Origin of the sequence: Streptomyces sp. NPDC021749 (genome assembly GCF_040640655.1) — a bacterium.
Classification (GTDB): Bacteria; Actinomycetota; Actinomycetes; order Streptomycetales; family Streptomycetaceae; genus Streptomyces.
The window spans coordinates 11900-32958 of the sequence record NZ_JBFACE010000050.1 but is presented as its reverse complement, the minus strand read 5'-3'; the positions used below and the strand labels follow the sequence as shown (position 1 = coordinate 32958).

Annotated in this window: 19 protein-coding genes; 3 read left to right on the top strand and 16 right to left on the bottom strand. The window is 73.0% G+C overall.

The annotated features are described in order from the left end of the window. Nucleotides 1–100: 100 nt before the first annotated feature. Nucleotides 101–1387: an adenylosuccinate synthase gene (locus AB0G35_RS32805; protein WP_360957037.1), complete on the bottom strand. Its 1287-nt coding sequence runs from the start codon at nt 1385–1387 to the stop codon at nt 101–103. Nucleotides 1388–1594: 207 nt separating this feature from the next. On the opposite strand from AB0G35_RS32805, the gene AB0G35_RS32800 reads away from it, so the two are divergent. After that, the gene (locus AB0G35_RS32800) at nt 1595–2716 is read left to right on the top strand and encodes a hypothetical protein (protein WP_360957034.1); all 1122 of its coding nucleotides are present in this window, start codon (nt 1595–1597) and stop codon (nt 2714–2716) included. Nucleotides 2717–2789: 73 nt separating this feature from the next. Here the strand turns inward: AB0G35_RS32800 and AB0G35_RS32795 are convergent, their stop codons facing one another. Beyond that, on the bottom strand, nt 2790–3344 hold the full coding sequence (locus AB0G35_RS32795; protein ID WP_360957031.1) for a MarR family transcriptional regulator: 555 nt from the start codon (nt 3342–3344) through the stop codon (nt 2790–2792). 113 nt (nt 3345–3457) lie between these two features. Between AB0G35_RS32795 and AB0G35_RS32790 the strand changes: the two genes are divergently transcribed. Together AB0G35_RS32790 and AB0G35_RS32785 are read left to right on the top strand one after the other, a co-directional pair. Beyond that, complete coding sequence (locus AB0G35_RS32790) at nt 3458–4471, top strand: ABC transporter ATP-binding protein (RefSeq protein WP_360957028.1); 1014 nt, start codon at nt 3458–3460, stop codon at nt 4469–4471. Then, nucleotides 4468–6108 carry an ABC transporter permease gene (locus AB0G35_RS32785; protein WP_360957025.1) on the top strand — a complete coding sequence of 547 codons (1641 nt, stop codon included), beginning with the start codon at nt 4468–4470 and terminating at the stop codon, nt 6106–6108. The genes AB0G35_RS32790 and AB0G35_RS32785 overlap by 4 nt, the downstream gene beginning before the upstream one ends. 197 nt (nt 6109–6305) lie before the next feature. Here AB0G35_RS32785 and AB0G35_RS32780 read toward each other — a convergent pair whose 3' ends face one another. The 14 genes from AB0G35_RS32780 to AB0G35_RS32715 all read right to left on the bottom strand — a co-directional run bounded on the left by AB0G35_RS32780 (nt 6306) and on the right by AB0G35_RS32715 (nt 20331). Next, on the bottom strand, nt 6306–6812 hold the full coding sequence (locus AB0G35_RS32780; protein ID WP_360957022.1) for a carboxymuconolactone decarboxylase family protein: 507 nt from the start codon (nt 6810–6812) through the stop codon (nt 6306–6308). 121 nt (nt 6813–6933) lie between these two features. After that, nucleotides 6934–7590 (bottom strand): response regulator transcription factor, encoded by a 657-nt coding sequence (locus AB0G35_RS32775; protein WP_360957020.1) that lies wholly within the window; start codon nt 7588–7590, stop codon nt 6934–6936. Beyond that, the gene (locus tag AB0G35_RS32770; protein WP_360957017.1) at nt 7587–8948 is read right to left on the bottom strand and encodes a histidine kinase; all 1362 of its coding nucleotides are present in this window, start codon (nt 8946–8948) and stop codon (nt 7587–7589) included. Before AB0G35_RS32770 ends, AB0G35_RS32775 begins: the two co-directional genes overlap by 4 nt. Before the next feature lie 111 nt (nt 8949–9059). Then, nucleotides 9060–9821: an alpha/beta hydrolase gene (locus AB0G35_RS32765; protein ID WP_360957014.1), complete on the bottom strand. Its 762-nt coding sequence runs from the start codon at nt 9819–9821 to the stop codon at nt 9060–9062. Then, nucleotides 9818–11077 carry a kynureninase gene (gene kynU, locus AB0G35_RS32760; RefSeq protein ID WP_360957011.1) on the bottom strand — a complete coding sequence of 420 codons (1260 nt, stop codon included), beginning with the start codon at nt 11075–11077 and terminating at the stop codon, nt 9818–9820. The genes AB0G35_RS32765 and kynU overlap by 4 nt, the downstream gene beginning before the upstream one ends. Further along, nucleotides 11070–11912: a tryptophan 2,3-dioxygenase family protein gene (locus AB0G35_RS32755; protein WP_360957008.1), complete on the bottom strand. Its 843-nt coding sequence runs from the start codon at nt 11910–11912 to the stop codon at nt 11070–11072. Before AB0G35_RS32755 ends, kynU begins: the two co-directional genes overlap by 8 nt. A gap of 167 nt (nt 11913–12079) precedes the next feature. After that, nucleotides 12080–12493: a DUF3151 domain-containing protein gene (locus AB0G35_RS32750; RefSeq protein WP_360957006.1), complete on the bottom strand. Its 414-nt coding sequence runs from the start codon at nt 12491–12493 to the stop codon at nt 12080–12082. Between the two features lie 114 nt (nt 12494–12607). Beyond that, nucleotides 12608–14152 (bottom strand): MFS transporter, encoded by a 1545-nt coding sequence (locus AB0G35_RS32745; protein ID WP_360957003.1) that lies wholly within the window; start codon nt 14150–14152, stop codon nt 12608–12610. Nucleotides 14153–14267: 115 nt separating this feature from the next. Then, complete coding sequence (fbaA, locus tag AB0G35_RS32740) at nt 14268–15290, bottom strand: class II fructose-bisphosphate aldolase (RefSeq protein ID WP_360957000.1); 1023 nt, start codon at nt 15288–15290, stop codon at nt 14268–14270. 217 nt (nt 15291–15507) lie between these two features. After that, complete coding sequence (gene pyrE, locus AB0G35_RS32735; protein WP_360956997.1) at nt 15508–16050, bottom strand: orotate phosphoribosyltransferase; 543 nt, start codon at nt 16048–16050, stop codon at nt 15508–15510. Between the two features lie 10 nt (nt 16051–16060). After that, nucleotides 16061–16909 carry an aldose 1-epimerase gene (locus tag AB0G35_RS32730; RefSeq protein ID WP_360956995.1) on the bottom strand — a complete coding sequence of 283 codons (849 nt, stop codon included), beginning with the start codon at nt 16907–16909 and terminating at the stop codon, nt 16061–16063. A gap of 58 nt (nt 16910–16967) precedes the next feature. Continuing rightward, complete coding sequence (locus AB0G35_RS32725; protein ID WP_360956992.1) at nt 16968–17813, bottom strand: SRPBCC domain-containing protein; 846 nt, start codon at nt 17811–17813, stop codon at nt 16968–16970. Between the two features lie 113 nt (nt 17814–17926). Next, nucleotides 17927–19624 carry a polyamine aminopropyltransferase gene (locus tag AB0G35_RS32720; RefSeq protein ID WP_360956990.1) on the bottom strand — a complete coding sequence of 566 codons (1698 nt, stop codon included), beginning with the start codon at nt 19622–19624 and terminating at the stop codon, nt 17927–17929. Nucleotides 19625–19809: 185 nt separating this feature from the next. Beyond that, nucleotides 19810–20331 (bottom strand): DUF2617 family protein, encoded by a 522-nt coding sequence (locus AB0G35_RS32715; RefSeq protein WP_360956987.1) that lies wholly within the window; start codon nt 20329–20331, stop codon nt 19810–19812. Nucleotides 20332–21059 lie beyond the last annotated feature (728 nt).

Genomic DNA, 21059 nt, shown 5'->3' with positions numbered 1-21059 from the left:
TCCGCCCCAGATCACCCGTTCGAGCACATGGGGCGCACGTACAAGGGCCCGCGCCCCGTCCTCTGCGGACGGTGCGCGGGCCCTGGTGTTCAGCCGGTCCCTACGACAGGAACGAGTTGATCTCGATCGTCTCGTCGCGGCCGGGGCCGACGCCGATGGCCGAGATCGGGGCGCCGGACATCTCTTCCAGTGCCTTGACGTAGTTCTGGGCGTTCTTCGGCAGGTCGGAGAAGGACTTCGCCTTGGTGATGTCCTCGGACCAGCCCGGCAGGGTCTCGTAGACCGGCTTCGCGTGGTGGAAGTCGGACTGCGAGTAGGGCAGCTCCTCGACGCGCTTGCCGTCGATCTCGTACGCCACGCAGACCGGGATCTGCTCCCAGCCGGTGAGCACGTCGAGCTTGGTGAGGAAGAAGTCGGTCAGGCCGTTCACGCGGGTCGCGTAGCGGGCGATGACCGCGTCGAACCAGCCGCAGCGGCGGTCGCGGCCGGTGGTGACGCCCCGCTCGCCGCCGATGCGGCGCAGTGCCTCGCCGTCCTCGTCGAAGAGCTCGGTCGGGAACGGGCCGGCGCCGACGCGGGTGGTGTACGCCTTGAGGATGCCGATGACCCGGCTGATCTTCGTCGGGCCGACGCCGGTGCCCGTGCAGGCGCCGCCGGCGGTCGGGTTCGAGGAGGTCACGAAGGGGTACGTGCCGTGGTCGATGTCGAGCAGCGTGCCCTGGCCGCCTTCGAAGAGGACGACCTTGTCCTCGTCGAGGGCGTTGTTGAGGATCAGGGTCGTGTCGGCGACGTAGCCCTTGATCTGGTCGGCGTAGCCGAGCAGCTCCTCGACGACCTGGCCGGCCTCGATGGCGCGGCGGTTGTAGAGCTTGGTCAGCAGCTGGTTCTTGACGTCGAGCGCCGCCTCGACCTTCTGCGTGAGGATCGACTCGTCGTAGAGGTCCTGGACGCGGATGCCGACGCGGTTGATCTTGTCGGCGTAGGTCGGGCCGATGCCGCGGCCGGTGGTGCCGATCTTCCGCTTGCCGAGGAACCGTTCCGTCACCTTGTCGACGGTGATGTTGTACGGCGTGATCAGGTGCGCGTTACCGCTGAGCAGCAGCTTGGACGTGTCGACGCCGCGCTCGTTGAGTCCGCTCAGCTCGGAGAGCAGGACCGCCGGGTCGACGACGACACCGTTGCCGATGACCGGGGTGCACCCCGGCGAGAGGATTCCGGAGGGGAGGAGATGCAGCGCGTACTTCTGGTCGCCCACGACGACCGTGTGGCCGGCGTTGTTGCCGCCCTGGTAGCGCACCACGTAATCGACGGATCCACCGAGCAGGTCGGTGGCCTTCCCCTTGCCCTCATCACCCCACTGAGCACCGAGCAGCACAAGTGCGGGCACAGGCGTACACCCCTTCCGGGCGGGGCATGTCCAACGTGCGTGGATGGCGCGACGCCCGCGTGTTCACGCGTCCGTCATCGCTCAAGCCGTCGAACCGGTGCCCCGGAATAGACGAAGCCCCTGGCGCAATAGCGCAAGGGGCTCTTGCACCGAGATGCTACCTGAGGAAGGACCGAGGTGTCGGCGCAGCCTTCTGGGCACTCTCCCGTGGACTCCGTTCGGGGGTGCCCCCTGCTGGTGGTCATCGATCCGGTCGCGCGCAGTACGGACGGGGAATCCGTACGGATCGCCCGGGATGTGCTGTGTGCGGGCGCGGGGGGTGCGGGGGCGAAGATCTGCCTGCCGGAGGGGCCCGAGGAGTTCGCGCGGGCGCTGGCCCGGCGGGGGCAGCGGCGGCCGGTCGTGATCGGCGACGACCGGGCGTTGTTGCAGGTCGTGGGGCTGCTGCACAAGGAACGGGAGCTGGCCGGGGTGCCGGTGTCGATGGTCCCGGTGGGGGCGCCGGCCGCGGTGGCGCTGAGCCGGTCGCTGGGCGTCCCGCAGGACACCGTCGCCGCGGCGCGGACGGTGCTGGACGGCGCGGAGCGGGCGATGGACCTGCTGACGGACGACAGCGGCGGGATCGTGCTGGGCGGGCTGCGGATCCCGGGCGGGCGGGACGGGGGACGGAACGGCGGACGGCGGGCGGTGGCCGGGCCGGGGCGGGTGTTCGTGCCGGGTGCGGCCGGGCCGGTGGACACCGGGGAGCGGGTTTCGGGTGCGGTGCCTTCCGGGGCGCCGCGTACGGGGTCCGGAGCGCCGGGTACGGAGTCCGGGGCGCCGGGTGCCGACGGGAACGGGCCGTGGTGGGGGCCGGCCGCCCGGACCGCGCGGACGGCCCTGGCGCTGCTGGCCCCGGCGGCCGGGCGCTGGGGGGCGTTGCGTACGGAGGCCGGGGCGGCGGGCGGCCGGCGCGTGCGGGTGCCGGGGCAGCGGCTGCGGATCGAGGCGGACGGGGTGCTGCTGGCGGATCTGGACCGGCCGGTGCGCGGGGTCTCGGTGGTGCCGGGCGGGCGGGCCGGGGCGGGGTGGCCGGGCGCCGGGGCCGGTCGTGGCGTGGGGGGCGGCGACGGCCGGGGGGACGGCCGGGACGGCGACGGGGAGTTGGCCGAGGTCGTGGTGCACTGGCCGGGCGGTGGCCACCCGGTACGGGCCCGGGCGCGGGCGGTGACGGTCTCCGGCGCGGACTTCCACTACCGGGCGGACGCGGTGGTCGGCGGGCCGGTACGGACCCGCACGTGGACGGTGCAGCCGGGGGCCTGGCGGTTGCAGCTGCCGCGGCGGGGGTGAGTGGCGGGGGTGAGTGGCGGGCCCTGGGCCGTACCGCTCAAGCCTCGTGCCCCGCTCAGCCCCCCTGCCCCGCTCAGTCCTCGGTGCCGCCGTAGGCCGCGCGCAGCTGGTCGCGGTGGTCGCGCCAGCGGTCCAGCAGGGCGGGCAGTTCCTTCTGCAGGAATTCGAAGAAGACCAGGGTCTCGTTGAGCCGGCGGCCGGCCGGGGAGGTGGGGCCGAGGCTCTCGACGCCCTCGCGCAGGGTGCCCTCCCAGCGGGCGAGGACGTTCTCCCGGCGGGTCAGCGCCTCGTACCACTGGTCGCTGTGCACGCGGTAGCGGTCGCGGCGGGAGCCCGGCTCGCGCTCGCGGCTGATCATGTCGACCTGGGAGAGGTAGCGCACCGCGCCGGACACCGCTGCGGGGCTGATCTGGAGCCGTTCGCCCAGCTCGGCGGAGGTCAGCACGCCGGAGTCGGAGGCGAGCAGGCAGGCGAAGACGCGGGCCGGCATGCGGGCCATTCCGGCGTCCACCAACTGGGCCGCGAACCGCTCGACGAACTGGGAGATCGCCTCCCGGGCGCGCGGGTCGTCGGCAGCCCCCCGCCCGTCGCCGCCGTCCGTTCCGGCCGCACGTTCCGCATTGCTCATGTCCGCATCCTCTCCCCTGATCAGCGCCACCCTTCCCTGATCAGCGCCACCCGCTCAACTTTATATGGTTTCTTAACTTCACAAATTTATGAAACTAGCGTAGCTTCCAAAGCATGACCAAGCCAATCGCCCCCGCTCCCGCGATCCGGGTCGAGGGTCTCCACAAGTCCTTCGGGCGGACCCATGCGCTGGACGGCCTCGACCTCACCGTCGAGGCCGGTGAGGTACACGGCTTCCTCGGGCCCAACGGCGCCGGGAAGTCCACCACCATCCGCGTGCTGCTCGGCCTGCTGCGCGCCGACCGCGGCACCGCCCGGCTCCTGGGCCGCGACCCCTGGCACGATGCCGTCGCCCTGCACCGCCGCATCGCCTACGTCCCCGGCGATGTCACCCTGTGGCGCAACCTCTCCGGCGGCGAGGTCATCGATCTCTACGGGCGGCTCCATCAAGGCAGCGGCGCGAAGCGCCTCCCGTGGAAGGGTGGTGGCGGGCGACGGGCGGGCCTGGACCGGGGGCGGCGGGACGAGCTGCTGGAGCGCTTCGAGCTCGACCCGACCAAGAAGGGGCGCACGTACTCCAAGGGCAACCGGCAGAAGGTCGCCCTGGTCGCCGCGTTCGCCTCGGACGTCGATCTGCTGATCCTCGACGAGCCGACCTCCGGGCTCGACCCGCTGATGGAGGAGGTCTTCCAGACCTGCGTCGCCGAGGAGCGCGACCGCGGCCGTACGGTGCTGCTCTCCAGCCATGTGCTGTCCGAGGTCGAGGCGCTCTGCGACCGGGTCAGCATCATCCGCAAGGGGCGGACGGTCGAGTCCGGTTCGCTCGGCGAGCTGCGGCACCTGACCCGTACGTCGATCGTGGCCGAACTGGCCGGGCAACCCAATGGACTGGGCGCGCTGCCCGGCGTCCATGACCTGGACATCCAGGGGCACCGGGTCAGGCTGCAGGTCGACACCGACAAGCTCGACGCCGTGCTGCGCGCGCTGGGCACCTCCGGGGTGCGCAGCCTGACCAGCACCCCGCCGACCCTGGAAGAGCTGTTCCTGCGGCACTACCAGGACGACGTACGGGGCGGGACCGACGTACGGGGTGGGGCCGACCGCGACGAGACGGGGGTCAGCCGATGACCGCCGTGGCCGCCGCGGTGCCCGCCGGCACCGCCCGCTCGCGCCAACTGGCCGGTACCGGCGCGCTGTTGCGGCTCGCCCTGCGCCGCGACCGGGTGATGATCCCGGCCTGGGTGCTCTGCCTCGGCCTGGTCGTGGCGAGCATGGGCTCGTCCTTCGAGGCGCTCTACGACACCGCCGCCGAGCGCGCCGAACTGGCCGGCTCGATGACCGCCAACGGTTCGCTGCGTGCGCTGTACGGCCCCGTCTTCAGCGACTCCCTCGGCGGTCTGATCGCCTGGCGGATGGCCGGGTTCGGGGCGGTGCTCGCCGCGGTGATGAGCCTGCTGATCGTCGTCCGGCACACCCGCGAGGAGGAGGAGACGGGACGTCAGGAACTGCTGTCCGCCGCGATGGTGGGCCGCCGGGCACCGCTGACCGCGGCCCTGCTGGCGGCGCTGCTCGCCAATGCCGCGCTCGTCGTGCTGATCGCGGCGGGGCTGGCCCGGTCCGGCCGGCCGGCCGCCGGTTCGCTGGCACTCGGGCTCGCCATCGGCGGCACCGGCATGCTCTTCGCCGGACTGGCCGCCATCACCGCCCAGTTGACCGAGAGCGCGCGGATGGCGAAGGGACTGACCGGTGCGGTGCTCGGCCTCGCCTTCGCGCTGCGCGGCGCGGGCGATGCCGCCGACGCCACCGCGGACTCCCCGCTCACCTGGGTCTCGCCGCTCGGCTGGGCGGAGAACCTGCGGGCGTACGCCGACGAGCGCTGGTGGGTGCTGCTGCTCTTCCTGGCCGGCACCGCGCTCTCCGTGGGCGCCGCGTACGCGCTGACCGCCCGCCGCGACCTCGGCATGAGCTTCCTGCCCGCCCGGCCCGGTCCGGCGGTCGCTCCGCGCTCCCTGGCAGGCCCGTTCGGCCTGGCCTGGCGGCTGCAGCGGACGACCCTCGGCGGCTGGACGCTCGGTTACGTGTGCGCCGGCGTGGTCTTCGGCGGGATCGCCGAGGGCGCGTCCGACATGGTCGGCGGCAACCGGCAGACCCGCGAGATCTTCGAGCGGATGGGCGGACAGGCCGGGCTGACCGACGCCTTCCTGGCCACGATGGTCGGCATGCTCGGCATGGTCGCCGCGATCTACGCGGCCGGTGCGGTGCTCCGGCTGCGCGGCGAGGAGACCGCCGACCGGGCCGAGCCGGTGCTGGCCGGAGCGGTGGGCCGGCTCCGCTGGGCCGCCGGCCACCTGCTCGTCGCCTACGCCGGCACGGTCGTCGTCCTCGGCTTCGGCGGACTGGCGCTCGGCGTCTCGTACGGCATCTCGGTCGGCGACCCCGGCGGCCGGGTGGGGCCGGTGCTGGCCGCCGCGCTCGCCCAGGTCCCGGCGGTCTGGACGCTCACCGGTCTGGCGGTGCTGACCTTCGGGCTGCTGCCCCGGGCCACCACGGCCGTGTGGGCGGTGGTCGGCGGCTGCCTGGCGCTCGGCTGGATCGGGCCGTCGCTGAAGTTCCCCCAGTGGGCCATGGACCTCTCGCCCTACGGCCATCTGCCCAAGCTCCCGGGCGCCGAGGCCACCGCGAGCCCCTTCGTCTGGCTGCTGGCACTCTCCGCGGTGTTCCTCGCCGCCGGCCTGGCCGGGTTCCGCCGACGCGACCTCGACTGACCCGTCCGGCCGTTTCACGTGAAACGGCCGCCCACGGACGTACGCCGCCGTTTCACGTGAAACCCCAACTCGCCGACGTACGCCGCCGTTTCACGTGAAACACCCCACAGACGTACGCCGCCGGAGCTGTAGCGGACTCCGGCGGCGTACTCGCGTCCACAGGCTGTGGATCCAGGGTCGGGCTTCCCCAGGCGCTCTCAGTTCCACGGGTCGGTGAACGACCGGCCGGGCACCGGCTTGGCGATGAGTGCCACGGCGATGAAGAAATTGACCTGGCCGATCGCGAACATCAGGGTGGCGAGCGCCTTGGCCTCATAGTGTTCCGCTGCCTGGGCATACAGCTCGTCGGAGACCCTCTCGCCGTGCGCCGACGGCTGCAGCACGGCTTCCACGAGTGCCAGCGCGGCACGCTCGGCACCGGTGAAGTACGGCGAGTCCTGCCAGGAGGCCACCGACGTGATGCGCTCCTCCGACTCCCCGGCCTTGCGCAGGAAGCCCGTGTGCAGAACCGTCAGGTAGGTGCTGCCGACGATCTGGCCGGCACGCAGCTGGACCAGACCGATCGTGGAGCGCGGTACCGAACCGTTGCCGGTGGCCTTGAACAGCGCCGCCGACACCGCTGCCAGCTCGGGCACGAGCTCCGCGGGGTCCTCGGTCATCCGCGGAACCATCGGGACCTCAGCCGTGATCGAACGTGCTTCCATCGCCGTCTCCTTTAGGGCCTTGATGTTGCTGTCACCGCCCTGACGGATCGCGACGCAGAAATGTGACCGAGGGACGACAGTCGTTCGGATCCGGCTCGGACCTCGCCCCGTCGGACCGGTCTCAGGCCCCCGGCGTCACCAACCGGACCTCGTACGCGAACACCGCCGCCTGCGTGCGGTCGCGCAGGCCGAGCTTCACCAGGATGCGGCTGACATGCGTCTTCACCGTCGATTCGGCGACGACGAGATGGGCCGCGATCTCCCCGTTCGACAGGCCCTGGGCGACCAGCACCAGCACCTCGGTCTCGCGTTCCGTCAGATCGGCGATGCGCTCCTGGGCGGGGGCGCGGGGCGTGCCCAGCCGGGAGAACTCCGAGATCAGCCGCTTGGTGACGGTCGGGGCCAGCAGGGCCTCGCCGGAGGCGACGATCCGCACGCCCTCCGCGAGCTGGCCGGCCGAGGCGTCCTTGAGCAGGAAGCCGCTGGCCCCGGCGCGCAGCGCCTGGTAGACGTACTCGTCCAGATCGAAGGTGGTCAGGACCAGGACCTTGGCGTCCGCATCGGCGGCGACAATCTCGCGGGTCGCGTCCAGCCCGTTCATCTCCGGCATGCGGATGTCCATCAGGACGACGTCGGGCTTGAGCTCCGCGACCTTCCGCACCGCCTGGCGGCCGTCCACGGCCTCGCCGACGACCTCGATGTCCGGCATGGCATTGAGCAGGACGGAGAACCCTTCGCGGACCATCACCTGGTCGTCGACGATCAGCACCCGGATCATGCCGCACCCCCCTTCGTGGTGGTCTCGGACGGAGCGACCGGGATGAACGCCGCGACCTCGAAGCCGCCGTCCTCGGTGTGGTCGGCGGTCATCTCGCCGCCCAGCATCTGCACCCGCTCGCGCATGCCCAGCACACCGTGACCCGCCCCCGGGGAGGGCTTGGCCAGCCGGCTCGGGGCGCCGTTGACGATCCGCAGGCCCAGCCCGCCGAGGACGTAGGAGATCTCCACCCGGGCCTCGGCGCCCGGCGCATGGCGCAGCGTGTTGCTCAGCGCCTCCTGCACGATCCGGTACGCGGAGAGCTCCACGCCCTGCGGCAGCGGACGCGGCGCACCGGTGATCACCGCCTCGACGGTCAGTCCGGCGCCGCGGACGCTGTCCAGCAGCGAATCGAGGCTGGCCAGCGTCGGCTGCGGGGCCTCCGGGTCCACCTCCCTGAACGCGTCCGGATCCTCGGAGCGGACCACGCCCAGGATGCGACGCAGCTCGGTCAGCGCGGCCACGGCGTTCTCGCGGATCGTGGCGAAGGACGTGGCGAGCTCGGGCGGGGTGTTCTCGACCCGGTAGGGGGCCGCCTCGGCCTGGATCGCGATCACGGACATGTGGTGGGCCACCACGTCGTGCAGCTCTCGGGCGATGGTGGCGCGCTCCTCCAGCAGCGTGCGCCGGGACCGCTCCTCGGCGGTCACGGTCTGCGTCTCCACGACCGTCCGGCGCTCCTCGCGCCAGGCGCGGACCGCGGCGGCGGAGATCAGCACCACACCGGCGAAGACCGCCACCGGCGGCATATCGCCCGGGTCCCCGCCGGTGAACGCCGTCAGCACCGCCGCCAGCGCGAAGGTGACCAGCCACATCTCCACCGCCAGCCGCGGGCGGGTGCGCAGCACCACGAGGACCATCGTGGCGAGCAGGGTCATGAAGGGGGCGGCGGCGAAGTAGGAGGTGTAGGGGGAGAGCGCCGCGGCGGCGAACACCGACAGCCCGAAGGCGCACAGCGACAGCCAGAAGGCGCCCACCGGCCGGAAGAGCGTGATCGCCGGCCCGGCGGCGACCAGCAGGCTGAAGCCGGCGGCCAGGACGTTCTGCACCGGCCCGACGCCGTGGACCGTGGCGAGGGTCGCCAGGAAGACCAGCGCCGAGAAGCATCCGACGATGAGGTGCGGCAGCCAGCGCGCCCAGTGCCGCAGCCGCTCCGGCAGCCACGAGACCCACCGGTTCACCTTGGCGTCCTCCAGCGGCGGCATCGGACGGAAGGCGAAGGCGTCGACGAACAGGTCCTGGCGCAGCCGATGCAGCGCACCATGAGCTATCCGGGCCTCTGAGCGCAGGGAGCCCTGCTGCTGAGTCTTCTCGTTCACGCAGACAACGGTAAGCAGAGACGGACCGCCGGGCGTCCCCACCAATGGGGATCTGCCGGGGTCCGTCTCAAGTACTACCTGGTCGGCGCGGTACCGGAGATCAGCCGGGGATCACCGCGGAACGGGCCCCGGCAGCAGCCCGCACAGCGTGGCGCAGGCCGGGGTGCCCGGCGTCACCGGGGCGTAGTGCCCCACGCCCGGCAGCTCCCGCAGCTCCGTGCCGGCGGGGTGCGCCGCGGCGTACCGGCGGGAGAGCTCCGGCGGGACGTCCGGATCGTCGGTGCCGTGCAGGATCGTCACCGGGACGCCGGCCGGCGGACGGCGCACCGGATCGGCGACGGCCAGCCGCTCCGCCAGCCCCGGGCCCGGTCCGAGCAGCTCCGCCACCGCCCCGTCGCTGAGGCCCAGCTCATGGGCGCGCGCCAGATCGGCCACCGGCGCGACGGCCAGCACCCGGGCGACCGGCGTGCCGGGACGGGCCGCGGCGAGCAGCGCGAGGTGGCCGCCCGCCGAGTGCCCGACCAGCACCGGGCCGCCGGCACCGGGAGCCTGCGCCACGACCGCGTCGACGCCGGCCGCCACGTCCTCGAAGGTCTCCGGCGCGCCGCCGCCCGCCCCGACCCTGCGGTACTCGACCAGCGCGACCGGCCGCCCCTGCCCGGCCAGCGCGGCGGCCAGCGGCGACAGATGACGCCGGTCGTAGGCCGCCCGCCAGAACCCGCCGTGCAGCAGCACCACCGGCCGACCGGCACCGGCGTCCCACGGACCGTAGAGGTCGACGACCTGGTCCGGGTGCGGCCCGTAGGACACGGTGCGGTCCGGCGCCACCGGGGCGAGCCCCAGCAGCGCCGACTCCTCGTCCGCCGCGCTCACCCGCCGGCTCCGGGCACCACCGCGTCCGGCTGCGCGCCCAGCACCTCGCCGAGCACCCGCGCCGCCCGCTCCGCGTCGGCGAAGGAGGTGTAGAGCGGGGTGAAGCCGAAGCGCAGCACGTCCGGGCGGCGGAAGTCGCCCACCACGCCGCGCCGGATCAGCTCGTCCATCACCTCACCGGCGCCCGTACAGGCGAGCGCCACCTGGCTGCCGCGCTGCCGGTGGTCGGCCGGGGTGACCGAACGGACCCGGCCCGGCGGCACATAGGCGTCCACGCACTCCAGGAAGAAGTCGGTCAGCGCCAGGCTCTTGGCCCGCACCGCGTCCATCGACACCCCGTCCCAGACCTCCAGCGCCGCCTCCAGCGCCAGCAGCGACAGGATGTCGGGGGTGCCCACCCGGCCGCGCCGGATGCCGTCGGCAGGGGTGTAGCCGGGGTCCATCGCGAACGGGTCGGTGTGCGAGTTCCAGCCCGGCAGCGGCGACTCGAACCGCTCCTGGAGACCCTCGCGGACGTAGAGGTACGCCGGCGAACCCGGGCCGCCGTTGAGGTACTTGTACGTGCAGCCGACCGCGAGGTCCACACCGTACGCGTCCAGGCCGACCGGCAGCGCGCCCGCGCTGTGGCACAGGTCCCAGATGGCCAGCGCGCCCGCGGAGTGCAGGGCGGTGGTGATGGAGGGCAGGTCGTTGAGCCGGCCGGTGCGGTAGTCGACGTGGTTGACCAGCGCGACCGCGGTGCGTTCGGTGACCTCGTCGGCGATCCGGGCCGGCTCCACCGGCCGCACCGCGAGCCCGGTCATCCGCGCCGCCGACCGGGCGATGTAGCCGTCGGTCGGGAAGGTCGTGGCGTCGACGAGGATCTCCGTGCAGCCCTTCCCGGCCATCCGGACGCCGCCCACCACGGCCTTGAAGATGTTCACGCTGGTCGAGTCGCCGACCACCACCCGGCCCGGGCCGGCCCCGATCAACGGCGCGATCTTGTCGCCGATCCGCTCGGGCGCGGTCCACCAGCCGGATTCGGTCCACGAGCGGATGCGCAGCTCGCCCCACTCGCGGGCGATCACGTCGGCGATCCGGCCGGGCACCGCGCGGGGCAGCGCGCCGAGCGAATTGCCGTCCAGATAGACGGTGTCGTCGAGGACGAAACGCTCACGGACCGCGGCGAGCGGATCGGCGGCGTCCAACTCCCGTGCACGTATGGCCAGTTCACTCCCGGATGCGGGAGCGGCGGGGGTCTCGGAGGTCTCAGACATGGCTGCGCGCCGTCCACAGCTCGGGGAACACGTTCTTGCGGGCCCGCTTCTCCAGCCAGGCGACGCCCGCGGAACCACCGGTACCCATTTTCGCCCCCATCGCCCGCCGGGTCGCGACCAGATGGTCGTTGCGCCATCGCCAGACCAGCTCGGCGACCTCGGTCAGCGCCTCGCCCAGCCGGACCAGCTCGGAGTCCTGGTCCCCCGCGTAGATCTCCGCCCAGACGGCCTCCACCGCCGGGTCCGGCTCGTAGCGCTGCGCCGGGTCCCGCTCCAGTACGGCCGCGGGGACCGGGTGGCCGCGGCGGGCCAGCAGCCGCAGCACCTCGTCCCACAGACTCGGCTCGTGCAGCGCCTTCTCCAACTCCGCGTGCGCGCGCGGGGCGCCGCGGTGCGGCACCAGCATCGACGCGGACTTCTCACCGAGCAGGAACTCCAGCCGCCGGTACATCGCCGACTGGAAACCGGAGCCCTCACCCAGCGCACTGCGGTAGGCGTTGAACTGGGCCGGGGTCAGCTTGGCCAGCGGCTTCCACGCGGCGTTCAGCGCCTCCAGCTCGTAGGCGGAGCGCCGCAGCGCGTCGACGGCCACCGGTATGTCGTCACGGCGCAGTGCCTCGGCCGCGGTGTGCCATTCATGGACGATGACGGTGAACCACAGCTCCATGACCTGGGTGGTGACCAGGAAGACCATCTCGCCGGGATCCTCGGAGAGCGGGTGCTGGAGATGGGTGAGGACGTCCGCCTGGACGTAGTCCTCGTACGGGGTGGTACCTGCGAAGTCGAGGTTCGGGGTCTCAGGCTCCTGAGCCCCGCCGGTTACCTCGTGGGACATCGCTGTCTCCTCGAAACGTACTCCGGGTAGCGGTCCGCCCCTGCCGAATCCGGCACGGGGGCCCCGGTCCCCACCGGGCATCTTCCGCAATGGTCCCCGGCAAGTGCAAGGCCCGCCTGGTCAGGGGGCCAGGCGGGCCACGGCGGGTGCTCCGCGGGTCCGGCGGGTCAGCCCAGGGTCTGGGCGGCCGTCGGCGAGGAGTCCTTCAGGAACTGCGTGCAGCGCTCGTACTCGTCCTGCTCACCGATCGCGCCGGCGGCCCGGGCGAGGGCGTGCAGCGCCCGCAGGAAGCCGCGGTTGGGCTCGTGCTCGAACGGCACCGGGCCGTGGCCCTTCCAGCCGGCCCGGCGCAGCGCGTCCAGACCGCGGTGGTAGCCGGTACGGGCGTACGCGTACGACTCGACGACCCGGCCGCCCTCGAACGCGTCGTCCGCGAGCTGCGCCCAGGCGAGCGAGGACGTCGGGTGCTTCGCGGCCACATCGGCCGGCGCGGTACCGGCCGCGAGCGCCTCGCGGGGCTCGGGGTCGTCGGGGAGGTGGGTGGGGGGCGGTCCCCCCAGCAGGTTTTCGTGAATGGGCATGCCCTTAGTCTCCCCCACGGGGTGGCTGTGGCGGCCCTGCGCACGTACCCGGCCTTCCGCCGCGGGGCTTCGCTCCTCATTGCGCCCTCGGAAGCGATGCCCCCACACCAGGCCCTACGGCCCGTCCCCTCCCGTTGGAGGGAAAGGGGAGGTGGGTGGGGGTGGGCGTGGTGGCTCAGGTGGCCGGTCGCCCGGGTCCAAGGGCGGCGAGGCCACTCCGCAGTGGTAGGTGCACTCGGGGTGGCAGGGTTCCTTGGCGGGTGGGGGGCGGGGCGTCGGGCGGACGGTGAGCCAGGCGATCAGGGCGCCGGCCAGGAGGACGGCGGCGCACAGGGGCATGGCGCGGCGGAAGGTGGCGGCGAATTCGCCGGCCGAGCGGTAGGCCTCGGGGCCCATGCCCGCCAGGAGGGGCAGGGCGGCCACCGCGACCAGGCCCGCGGCCCGGGCCGCCGCGTTGTTGATGCCGCTGGCCAGCCCGGCCCGGTCCACGTCCACCGACGCCAGCACGGTCGAGGTGAGCGGCGCGACCAGCGTCACCATTCCCGTGCCCAGCACGACCAGCGCGGGCAGCACGTCGGCGGCGTAGGAGGCGCCCGGGCCGACCCGGATCATCAGCAGCATCCCGGCGGCGCACAGCACCGGTCCGGCGGTGAGCGGGATCCGCGGCCCGATGCGCTGCCCCAGTTCACCGGCGCGGGCGGAGAGCAGGAGCATCAGGCCGGTGGTCGGCAGCAGGGCGACACCGGCCTGGAGCGCCGAATAGCCCGCGACGACCTGGAGCTGGAGGACGGCCAGGAAGAAGAAGCCGCTGAACGCCGCGTAGACGCACACGGTCACCGCGTTGATCGCGGAGAACAGGCGGATGCGGAAGATCGCGAGCGGCAGCATCGGGTCGGTCCGGCGTCCCTCGACGCGGACGAAGACCACCCCGAGCAGCACACCGGCCACCGCGGGGACGATCACCCCCGGCGAGGCGCCCCGGCCGGGCGCGGCGATCAGCGCGTACGTCACCCCGGCCAGCGCCAGCGCCCCCAGCGCCGCGCCCGCCACATCGAACCCGCCGCGCCGGTCGGCGGCCCGCTCCCGGGTCTCGGGGACGTGCCGCAGCGCCACCGGCACGCACACCAGCGCCAGCGGCACGTTCACGAAGAACACCCAGCGCCAGCCGGGGCCGTCCACCAGCCAGCCGCCGACGAACGGTCCGATCGCCGCGGCCACCCCGCCCAGCCCCGACCAGGCACCGACCGCACGGGCCCGGTCGCCCGGCCGGAACACCGCCTGGATCAGGGCGAGCGAACCGGGCGTGAGCAGTGCCCCGCCGACCCCCTGCAGCGCCCGTGCGGCGATCAGCACCCCGGCGTGCGGCGCCAGCCCGCACAGCAGCGAGGCGGTGGCGAACCAGACCACCCCGATGACGAAGACCCGCCGCCGGCCGTACCGGTCCCCCAGCGCCCCGCCCAGCAGGATCAACGCGGACAGAGTGAGCAGGTAGGCGGTCACCGTCCACTGCAGAACCGCCAGGTCGGCGTGGAGATCCTGCCCGATCCGGGGCAGTGCGACATTGACGACGGTGCTGTCCAGCATCGCCATCCCGGACCCCAGCACAGCGGTCAGCAGGACCCACCGCCCCTGTGCGGATCCCAGCCCGACGTCGCTCATAGCCCGAGCGTGCCCGCGATCCCGGCCCCTCGCACGACAAAGGGGGCGGACGCCCACCGGCGCCCGCCCCCTCGGCCCGAAGCCCCGCACCCGGAAGACGGGTACGGGCGGAGAGTTACTTGATCTTCGTGCCCGTCGAGCGAAGGTTCGCGCACGCCTCGGTCACCCGCTTGGCCATGCCGGCCTCGGCCAGCTTGCCCCAGCTGCGCGGGTCGTAGGTCTTCTTGTTGCCGACCTCGCCGTCGACCTTCAGCACTCCGTCGTAGTTGCGGAACATGTGGTCCGCGATCGGACGGGAGAACGCGTACTGCGTGTCGGTGTCGAGGTTCATCTTGACCACGCCGTTCTCCAGCGCGGTGGCGATCTCCTGCTCGGTGGAGCCGGAGCCGCCGTGGAAGACGAAGTCGAACGGCGCGGCCTTGCCGTACTTGGCGCCGACGCCCTCCTGGAGGTCCTTGAGGAGCTCGGGGCGGAGCACGACGTTGCCCGGCTTGTAGACGCCGTGGACGTTGCCGAAGGAGGCGGCGAGCAGGTAGCGGCCCTTCTCGCCCAGGCCCAGCGCCTCGGCGGTGCGCAGCGCGTCGTCGACGGTGGTGTAGAGCTCGTCGTTGATCTCGTGGCTGACGCCGTCCTCCTCGCCGCCGGTCGGGGTGATCTCGACCTCAAGGATGATCTTGGCGGCGGCGGCCTTGGCGAGCAGCTCCTGGCCGATGGCCAGGTTGTCGGCGAGGGTCTCGGCCGAGCCGTCCCACATGTGCGACTGGAACAGCGGGTTCTGGCCCTTGGCGACGCGCTCGGCGGAGATGTCCAGCAGCGGGCGGACGTAGCCGTCGAGCTTGTCCTTGGGGCAGTGGTCGGTGTGCAGCGCGACGGTGATGTCGTACTTGTCGGCCACGACGTGCGCGAACTCGGCGAGCGCGACCGCGCCGGTCACCATGTCCTTGTTGTGCTGGCCACCCAGGAACTCCGCACCACCGGTGGAGATCTGGATGATGCCGTCGCTCTCGGCCTCGGCGAAGCCGCGCAGCGCGGCGTGCAGCGTCTGCGTCGACGTGACGTTGATGGCCGGGTAGGCGAACTTGCCTGCCTTCGCCCGGTCCAGCATCTCGTTGTAGACCTCGGGAGTTGCGATGGGCATCTGTCCGCTCCTTGTATGTGCGGGTGTGCGTTCTTGGCCCTGACCTGGGACGGCGACGTTGCCGAGCACATCTTCCCAGACTCCGCGGATTGCTCCACTCCCCCCATCCGGCCACCACGCGAAAGTGGCGGCCGGTTTCCCGTGAAACCAACCGCCACTTGGCGAAACCGCAGGTCAGCGCGTTTCTCCCGCGTCAGCGCCGGATGCCTGGCGACCCTCAGGCGAGCCCGAGGTCGCCGAGCTGGAAGCCCGTGATATAAGGCAGCCCGGCGTCGGCGATCGCGGACGCGGCGCCGCGGTCGACGATCGTGGCCACCGCGACGACCTCGGCGCCCGCCTCGCGGGCCGCCTCGACGGCGGTCAGCGGGGAGCCGCCGGTGGTGGAGGTGTCCTCGACGACCAGGACCCGGCGGCCCTTGATGTCGGGGCCCTCGATGCGGCGCTGCATGCCGTGCGCCTTCTGGGCCTTGCGGACGACGAACGCGTCCAGCCGCCGGCCGCGCGCGGCGGAGGCGTGCAGCATCGAGGTCGCCACCGGGTCGGCGCCCAGCGTCAGCCCGCCCACCGCGTCGTAGTCCAGGTCGGCGGTGATGTCCAGCATCAGCTGCCCCACCAGCGGCGCGGCCTCGCCGTCCAGGGTGATCCGGCGCAGGTCGATGTAGTAGTCGGCCTCCTTGCCGGAGGAAAGCGTCACCTTGCCGTGCACCACGGCCTTGTCCTTGATCTGCTGCAGCAGCTCGCCGCGCACGTCGTCACTCATGGTCTTGAGCTTATGCGGTGTCCCCGGCAAGGCTCCGCCAGCTCCAGGTCATGGAGATCTCCAGCGGATCGATGGGGGTGACCAGCCGCGGCAGGGTGTTGAGGCCGTTGGGCGGGCCGGACTGCGGTTCCACGCAGACCGCGGCCTCCTGCTCGTCGTAGACCACCACCCACTCGGCGCGGCTGGTGACCTTCAGTTCCAGACGGCCCGGCCAGGTGAGGGTGGCGGCGACCCCGCGCGGGGTGCCGAAGCAGTCGTCCCACGGGCCGGGCCGCGGGGTGATCCGCCGGCCGGTCGGGAGGTGGTCGGGGCCCCGCTCCTCCTGCCACTCGGGCAGGAAGTCGAGGTGTACGTCCTGCCCCTCGCCGAGGTTCCGCCGGAACCACGGGTGCCAGCCGGCCTGCGCCGGGAAGGAGTCGTCGGTCGCCTCAACGCCCATGGTGAGGGTGAGCGAGGCGCCGTCCGCTGCGAGCTCGACGAGCTGGGTGACCCGCCCCGGGTACGGCCAGGGGGCCGCCGGGTCGGTGAGGTCGTAGGTGAAGGCCGCCTCCGTCGGGCCGGTCCGGGCGGTGCGCCAGTGCAGGTTGCGGCCGGTGCCGTGGATCGCGTGCGGCGGGGCGTTCAGCGGCATGCGGTGCAGCTCGCCGCCGTTGCGGAACTCGCCGTGCGCGAGCCGGCCGCACCACGGAACCATCGGGAAACAGCCGTATGTGTCGCCCTGCCGCAGCAGTTCCGTACCGCCGACGCGGAGGCTTCCGATCCGGCAGCCGTTGTCCGGCCGGACGGTCACTTCGGTGTCTCCGGCGGCGAGCCGTACCCCGGACGGCGCGCCGCCCTGCGTGGTGTTGTCGGTACTCACGGGGCCCGACCCTAGCGGTGCGCCGGGCCGCGCCGGGGGACGCCGCCGGGCGTCGCGGTCAGCGGCGGCGGCGCAGCACCCGGCCGACGACGACGGCGGACGCCAGCACCACCGCGGCGGCCGGCGCCGCCCAGCGCAGGGTCAGCGAGGTGGCGTGGGGCTCGGGTGCGGGCACCGGCGCGTACCGGCCGCGCGGCGGGGCGTGGTCGACCTCCTCGGCACTGCGCCCGATCATCGTGCGGCGGGCGTGCGCGGCCTCGGCCGGGGCGACCTCGTCCAGGTCGTCGTCGTAGGTGAAAGCGGTCTCCTCGACGGCGTCGCCCGCGTCGGCCAGGTCGGCCTCCTCGATGGCGTCCTCGTCGCTGAGCGGGTCCAGGGCGGGCGGCGGCACGTCGCTGTCGAAGACGCCGGTCGGGGCGGGCCCGTCGGCGACCGGGTGCTGCCGCAGGTCGTCCGCGAGGTTCTCGGCGAACCGGTCCAGCAGCCGGCGCCCGGCGGTCTCGGCGGCCCGGTCGGTGGCCTCGGCGAGCCGGCCGTCGCTGTGGACGGTGCCGGCGCAGGCCAGGGTGGTGCCGGGGCCGGGGTCGGTGGCCGGGGACAGCCGTACGGTCAGGGTCAGCGCGACCGCTCCGTCACCCACGGATTCGGCGCCCTTCGCCTCGACGGTCAGTTCGGCGGTGCCGTCGTCACCGGGGCCGCCGTCGGCCGGCTCGCTGACCGTGAGACTGCCGCGGTAGGTGATGGTGGAGCTTCCGATGCGCAGCCGCAGCCGGCCCTCGGGGCGGTGCGGGGCGGCATCGGCGTCGAGTTGGACTCCGGGGACACAGCGCGCCACCCGCTCCGGTTCGGTGAGCGCCTGCCGCACGGTCCGGACGGGAAACGGAACGTACACCTCATGCTCCATGACACGGGAGCCTACCCAGCAGGCCGGGACACGTGCCCGCGCACGCACAACTTTCTGCGCTCCGGCCCGGGTCCGGGCCGTCGCGCGTACGCTGCCCCGGCCCGCGGAACGGGTCAGTACTGGTAGCGCGGGTGCATCAGCGTGGACGCCGGGAGGCCGGGGATGCGGTCGCGGAGGTCGCCGTGCCGGGCGGCCCCCAGCGCCTCGCGGGTCACCGGCGGAAGGGGTGCGTCGGGCGCCGGGCCGAAGCGGGGTCGGTGCCGGGCGGCGAGCACGAAGCCCCAGTAGCGGGGCGCCGGTCCGAGGGTGAGCGGTTCGCCGGTCGGCCCCGGCGTGGGGTCGGCCGCGCGGTCGGGACCGGAGAAGGACGCGGGGCGGCCGGGCATGCGGTACGGGTCGGTGGCCAGGCCCACCGAGCGGACCGTGGCGTCCACCGTCCAGTACGCCCGGGCCCGGCCGACCGGCGGGCCGGCGTGCACCACCAGGCGTCCGCGGTCGGCCAGCAGCCGTGCGGCCAGGCCGTAGAACTCCTGGGAGTACAGCTTGGTGCTGGCGGTGATGCCGGGGTCGGGGAGATCGGAGACGATGACGTCGTAGGGCGCCGGGCGGTCGCCGGAGGCGTTCCGGTCGCGCAGCCAGTCGAAGGCGTCGGCGGTGACGACGTGGACCCGCGGATCGCCGAGCGAGTGGTCGTTCAGGCGGGTCAGGCCGGGGTCCGTACGGGCCAGCCGGAGGACGCCGGGGTCGAGTTCGACGACGGTCACCGAGCGGACCGCGCGGTAGCGGAGGATCTCGCGTACGGCCAGGCCGTCGCCGCCGCCGAGGACCAGGACCCGGGCATGCGGGCCGGCGGCCATCGCCGGGTGCACCAGCGCTTCGTGGTAGCGGACTTCGGTGTCCCCGCTGACCCGCAGCCGGCCGTCGAGGTACAGCTCCAGCGGCCGGCCGGAACCTTTCCTCTCCCGTCCCGCACCGGTTCCGGTGCCGCCGGTCAGCACCACTTCCTGCACGTCGGTCTGCACCGCGACCCGGGCCGCCGAGCCGTACACGGCCCGGCGCGCGGCCCGTTCGAAGGGCGCGGCCAGCACTACGCCGGCGGCGAGCAGCGCGAGCACGAGGACGTTCACCACCAGCAGCGTCCAGCGGGCGCGGGCGGTCAGGTCGCGGCGGAAGAGCCAGAGCACCAGGGCGCTGCCGGCCACGTCGTTGACGGCGCCGGTGACCAGCGCGCCGGACAGCTGGCCGAGGTTCGGCAGCAGCAGGAAGGGAAAGGCCAGGCCGCCGACGAGGGCGCCGACGTAGTCCGCGGCGAACAGGTCGGCGACCGCCCCGCCCGGGTCCTGCCGCCGCACCCGCTGGATCAGGGTCATCAGCAGCGGCACCTCGGCGCCGATCAGCACACCGATGACCAGGGAGAAGGCGACCAGCGCGGTGCGGGCCTGGGCGAACCAGGCGAAGCAGGCGTAGAGCGCCATCGCGGAGCTGCCGCCGACCAGCGCGAGCCCGGCCTCGACCGCGCCGAAGCCGACCGCCGCCCGGCACCGCAGCCGCTTGGCGAGCAGTGCGCCGATGCCCATCGCGAAGACCATGACGGACAGCACGACGGACGCCTGGGTGACCGAGTCACCCACCAAGTACGTGGCCATGGCGACGAGTTCGAGTTCGTAGACCAGTCCGCAGGCGGCACAGACGAAGACCACGCAGAGCACCAGCAGCCGGCCGAGCCCGGCCGGGACGGGCAGCCGCGCCGACGTCATGGCCTCCGGCCGCCCGAGGGTGCCGGTGAGAGCGGACTCTGGCGGGTCGATCATGCGTGAACGCTACGTGACGATTCCGGACCTATCGGTCACCCACACGAGTGCACTCTGCGGGCTACACGCGTCAGTTGGGCGAGACTGGAGCGCAAGTCCGCGGCGGACGTCGGACATTGCGCGCCCGCGCACACCACACCGCGCGCACCCCGCCGACCTTCCCCACGCCCGGCGTGTACCCGCCCCTAGACAGCCGCGACCGGCGCCCGTACGACCACCCGCGTCCGGGTGGCCACCAAACGACCCTCCTGCGGGTACGCATGCCAGGTCCGCCAGCGCACCTGGTCCCGCTGGCACTGCGCCAGCAGCGCCGTGAAGGCGTGCGGCGAACCGGGGAACGTCCCGGCGAGCCCGTACGGATGCTCGGCGACCAGCGCGAGCAACTCCTGCGCGCGCCCCGCGAACGAACCGCGCGACAGGGTCTCCACATGCGCGGCGAACTCGTACTCCCAGTCCCCCAGGCGCTTGGCCACGCCGAGCGGCAAGGGGGTGCTGCTGCCCGGCATACAGGCGACGGTCTCGGAACACGTCCCGCGTTCCTCTTCGAGAATGACCTGGTGGGAGGCGCCGAGCAGCCTCAACTGGACCTGGATGTCATGGAGTTGGAGGTCGAGCACGGCCAGGGCCGGCAGGGGTTCCCTGTCCAGCGCCCAGGCCAGGTCGGATGCACGGGTATCGGTGTACGCCGTCTTCAAAGTGGTGAGCATGGGTCGGCTCCGCAAACACGCAGTGGAATGGTGGGCCGGCCCGCCCGTGAAGGATCAGGAACGTACGCCTGCCTGCCGGCTCGCGCCCACGTGGGATCGGAGAACGTGGGGGATTCTCTATGAAGAGGGAATCATGAATGCCCGGTCGCCCACAGCGGTTTTACCCATGTTCTCCGGCTTTCCATCCCCTAGAGGGCCTAGCAGCTCAACTGTTCAACTGCCTTGCGCCCAGCGGGTGTTGGCACTCGCCGACGGCCCGCCGGGCGCATATGCGGACAGATATGGGCCACCCGCATGTGTGCGGTTCAGGACCCGCCGCCACCGCAGCCGCCACCGCCGCCGCACGAGTGGCCGCCGTGGTGGCCACCGCCGTGATGCCCCCCGTGATGCCCACCGTGGTGGCCGCTCGCACCCGAGTCACCACCCGCCCACCAGCTGGCGCCGGACGAGCTCCCGCCGCGACCGCCGCCCCCGCCCCGCACGGCCAGGGCCACGACCCCGGCCACCACCGCACAGATCACCAGGAAGAACAAAATCCCCATCGTCATCTGCCACACACTCCTTTCGCTCCCCCGAAGCGTGAGGCCCCTCCCACTCCCTTCGGGCAGTGGGACAGCAACGCTCCGTCCGGCGCCCGATGCGCCGTCCCGGCCCCTCCCGGGCCGCCGGCCGCCCCCGTCGGCGACCGCTTCCGTCCTTGTGTGCTGGGGCTGATGCCCCTGCCCTCC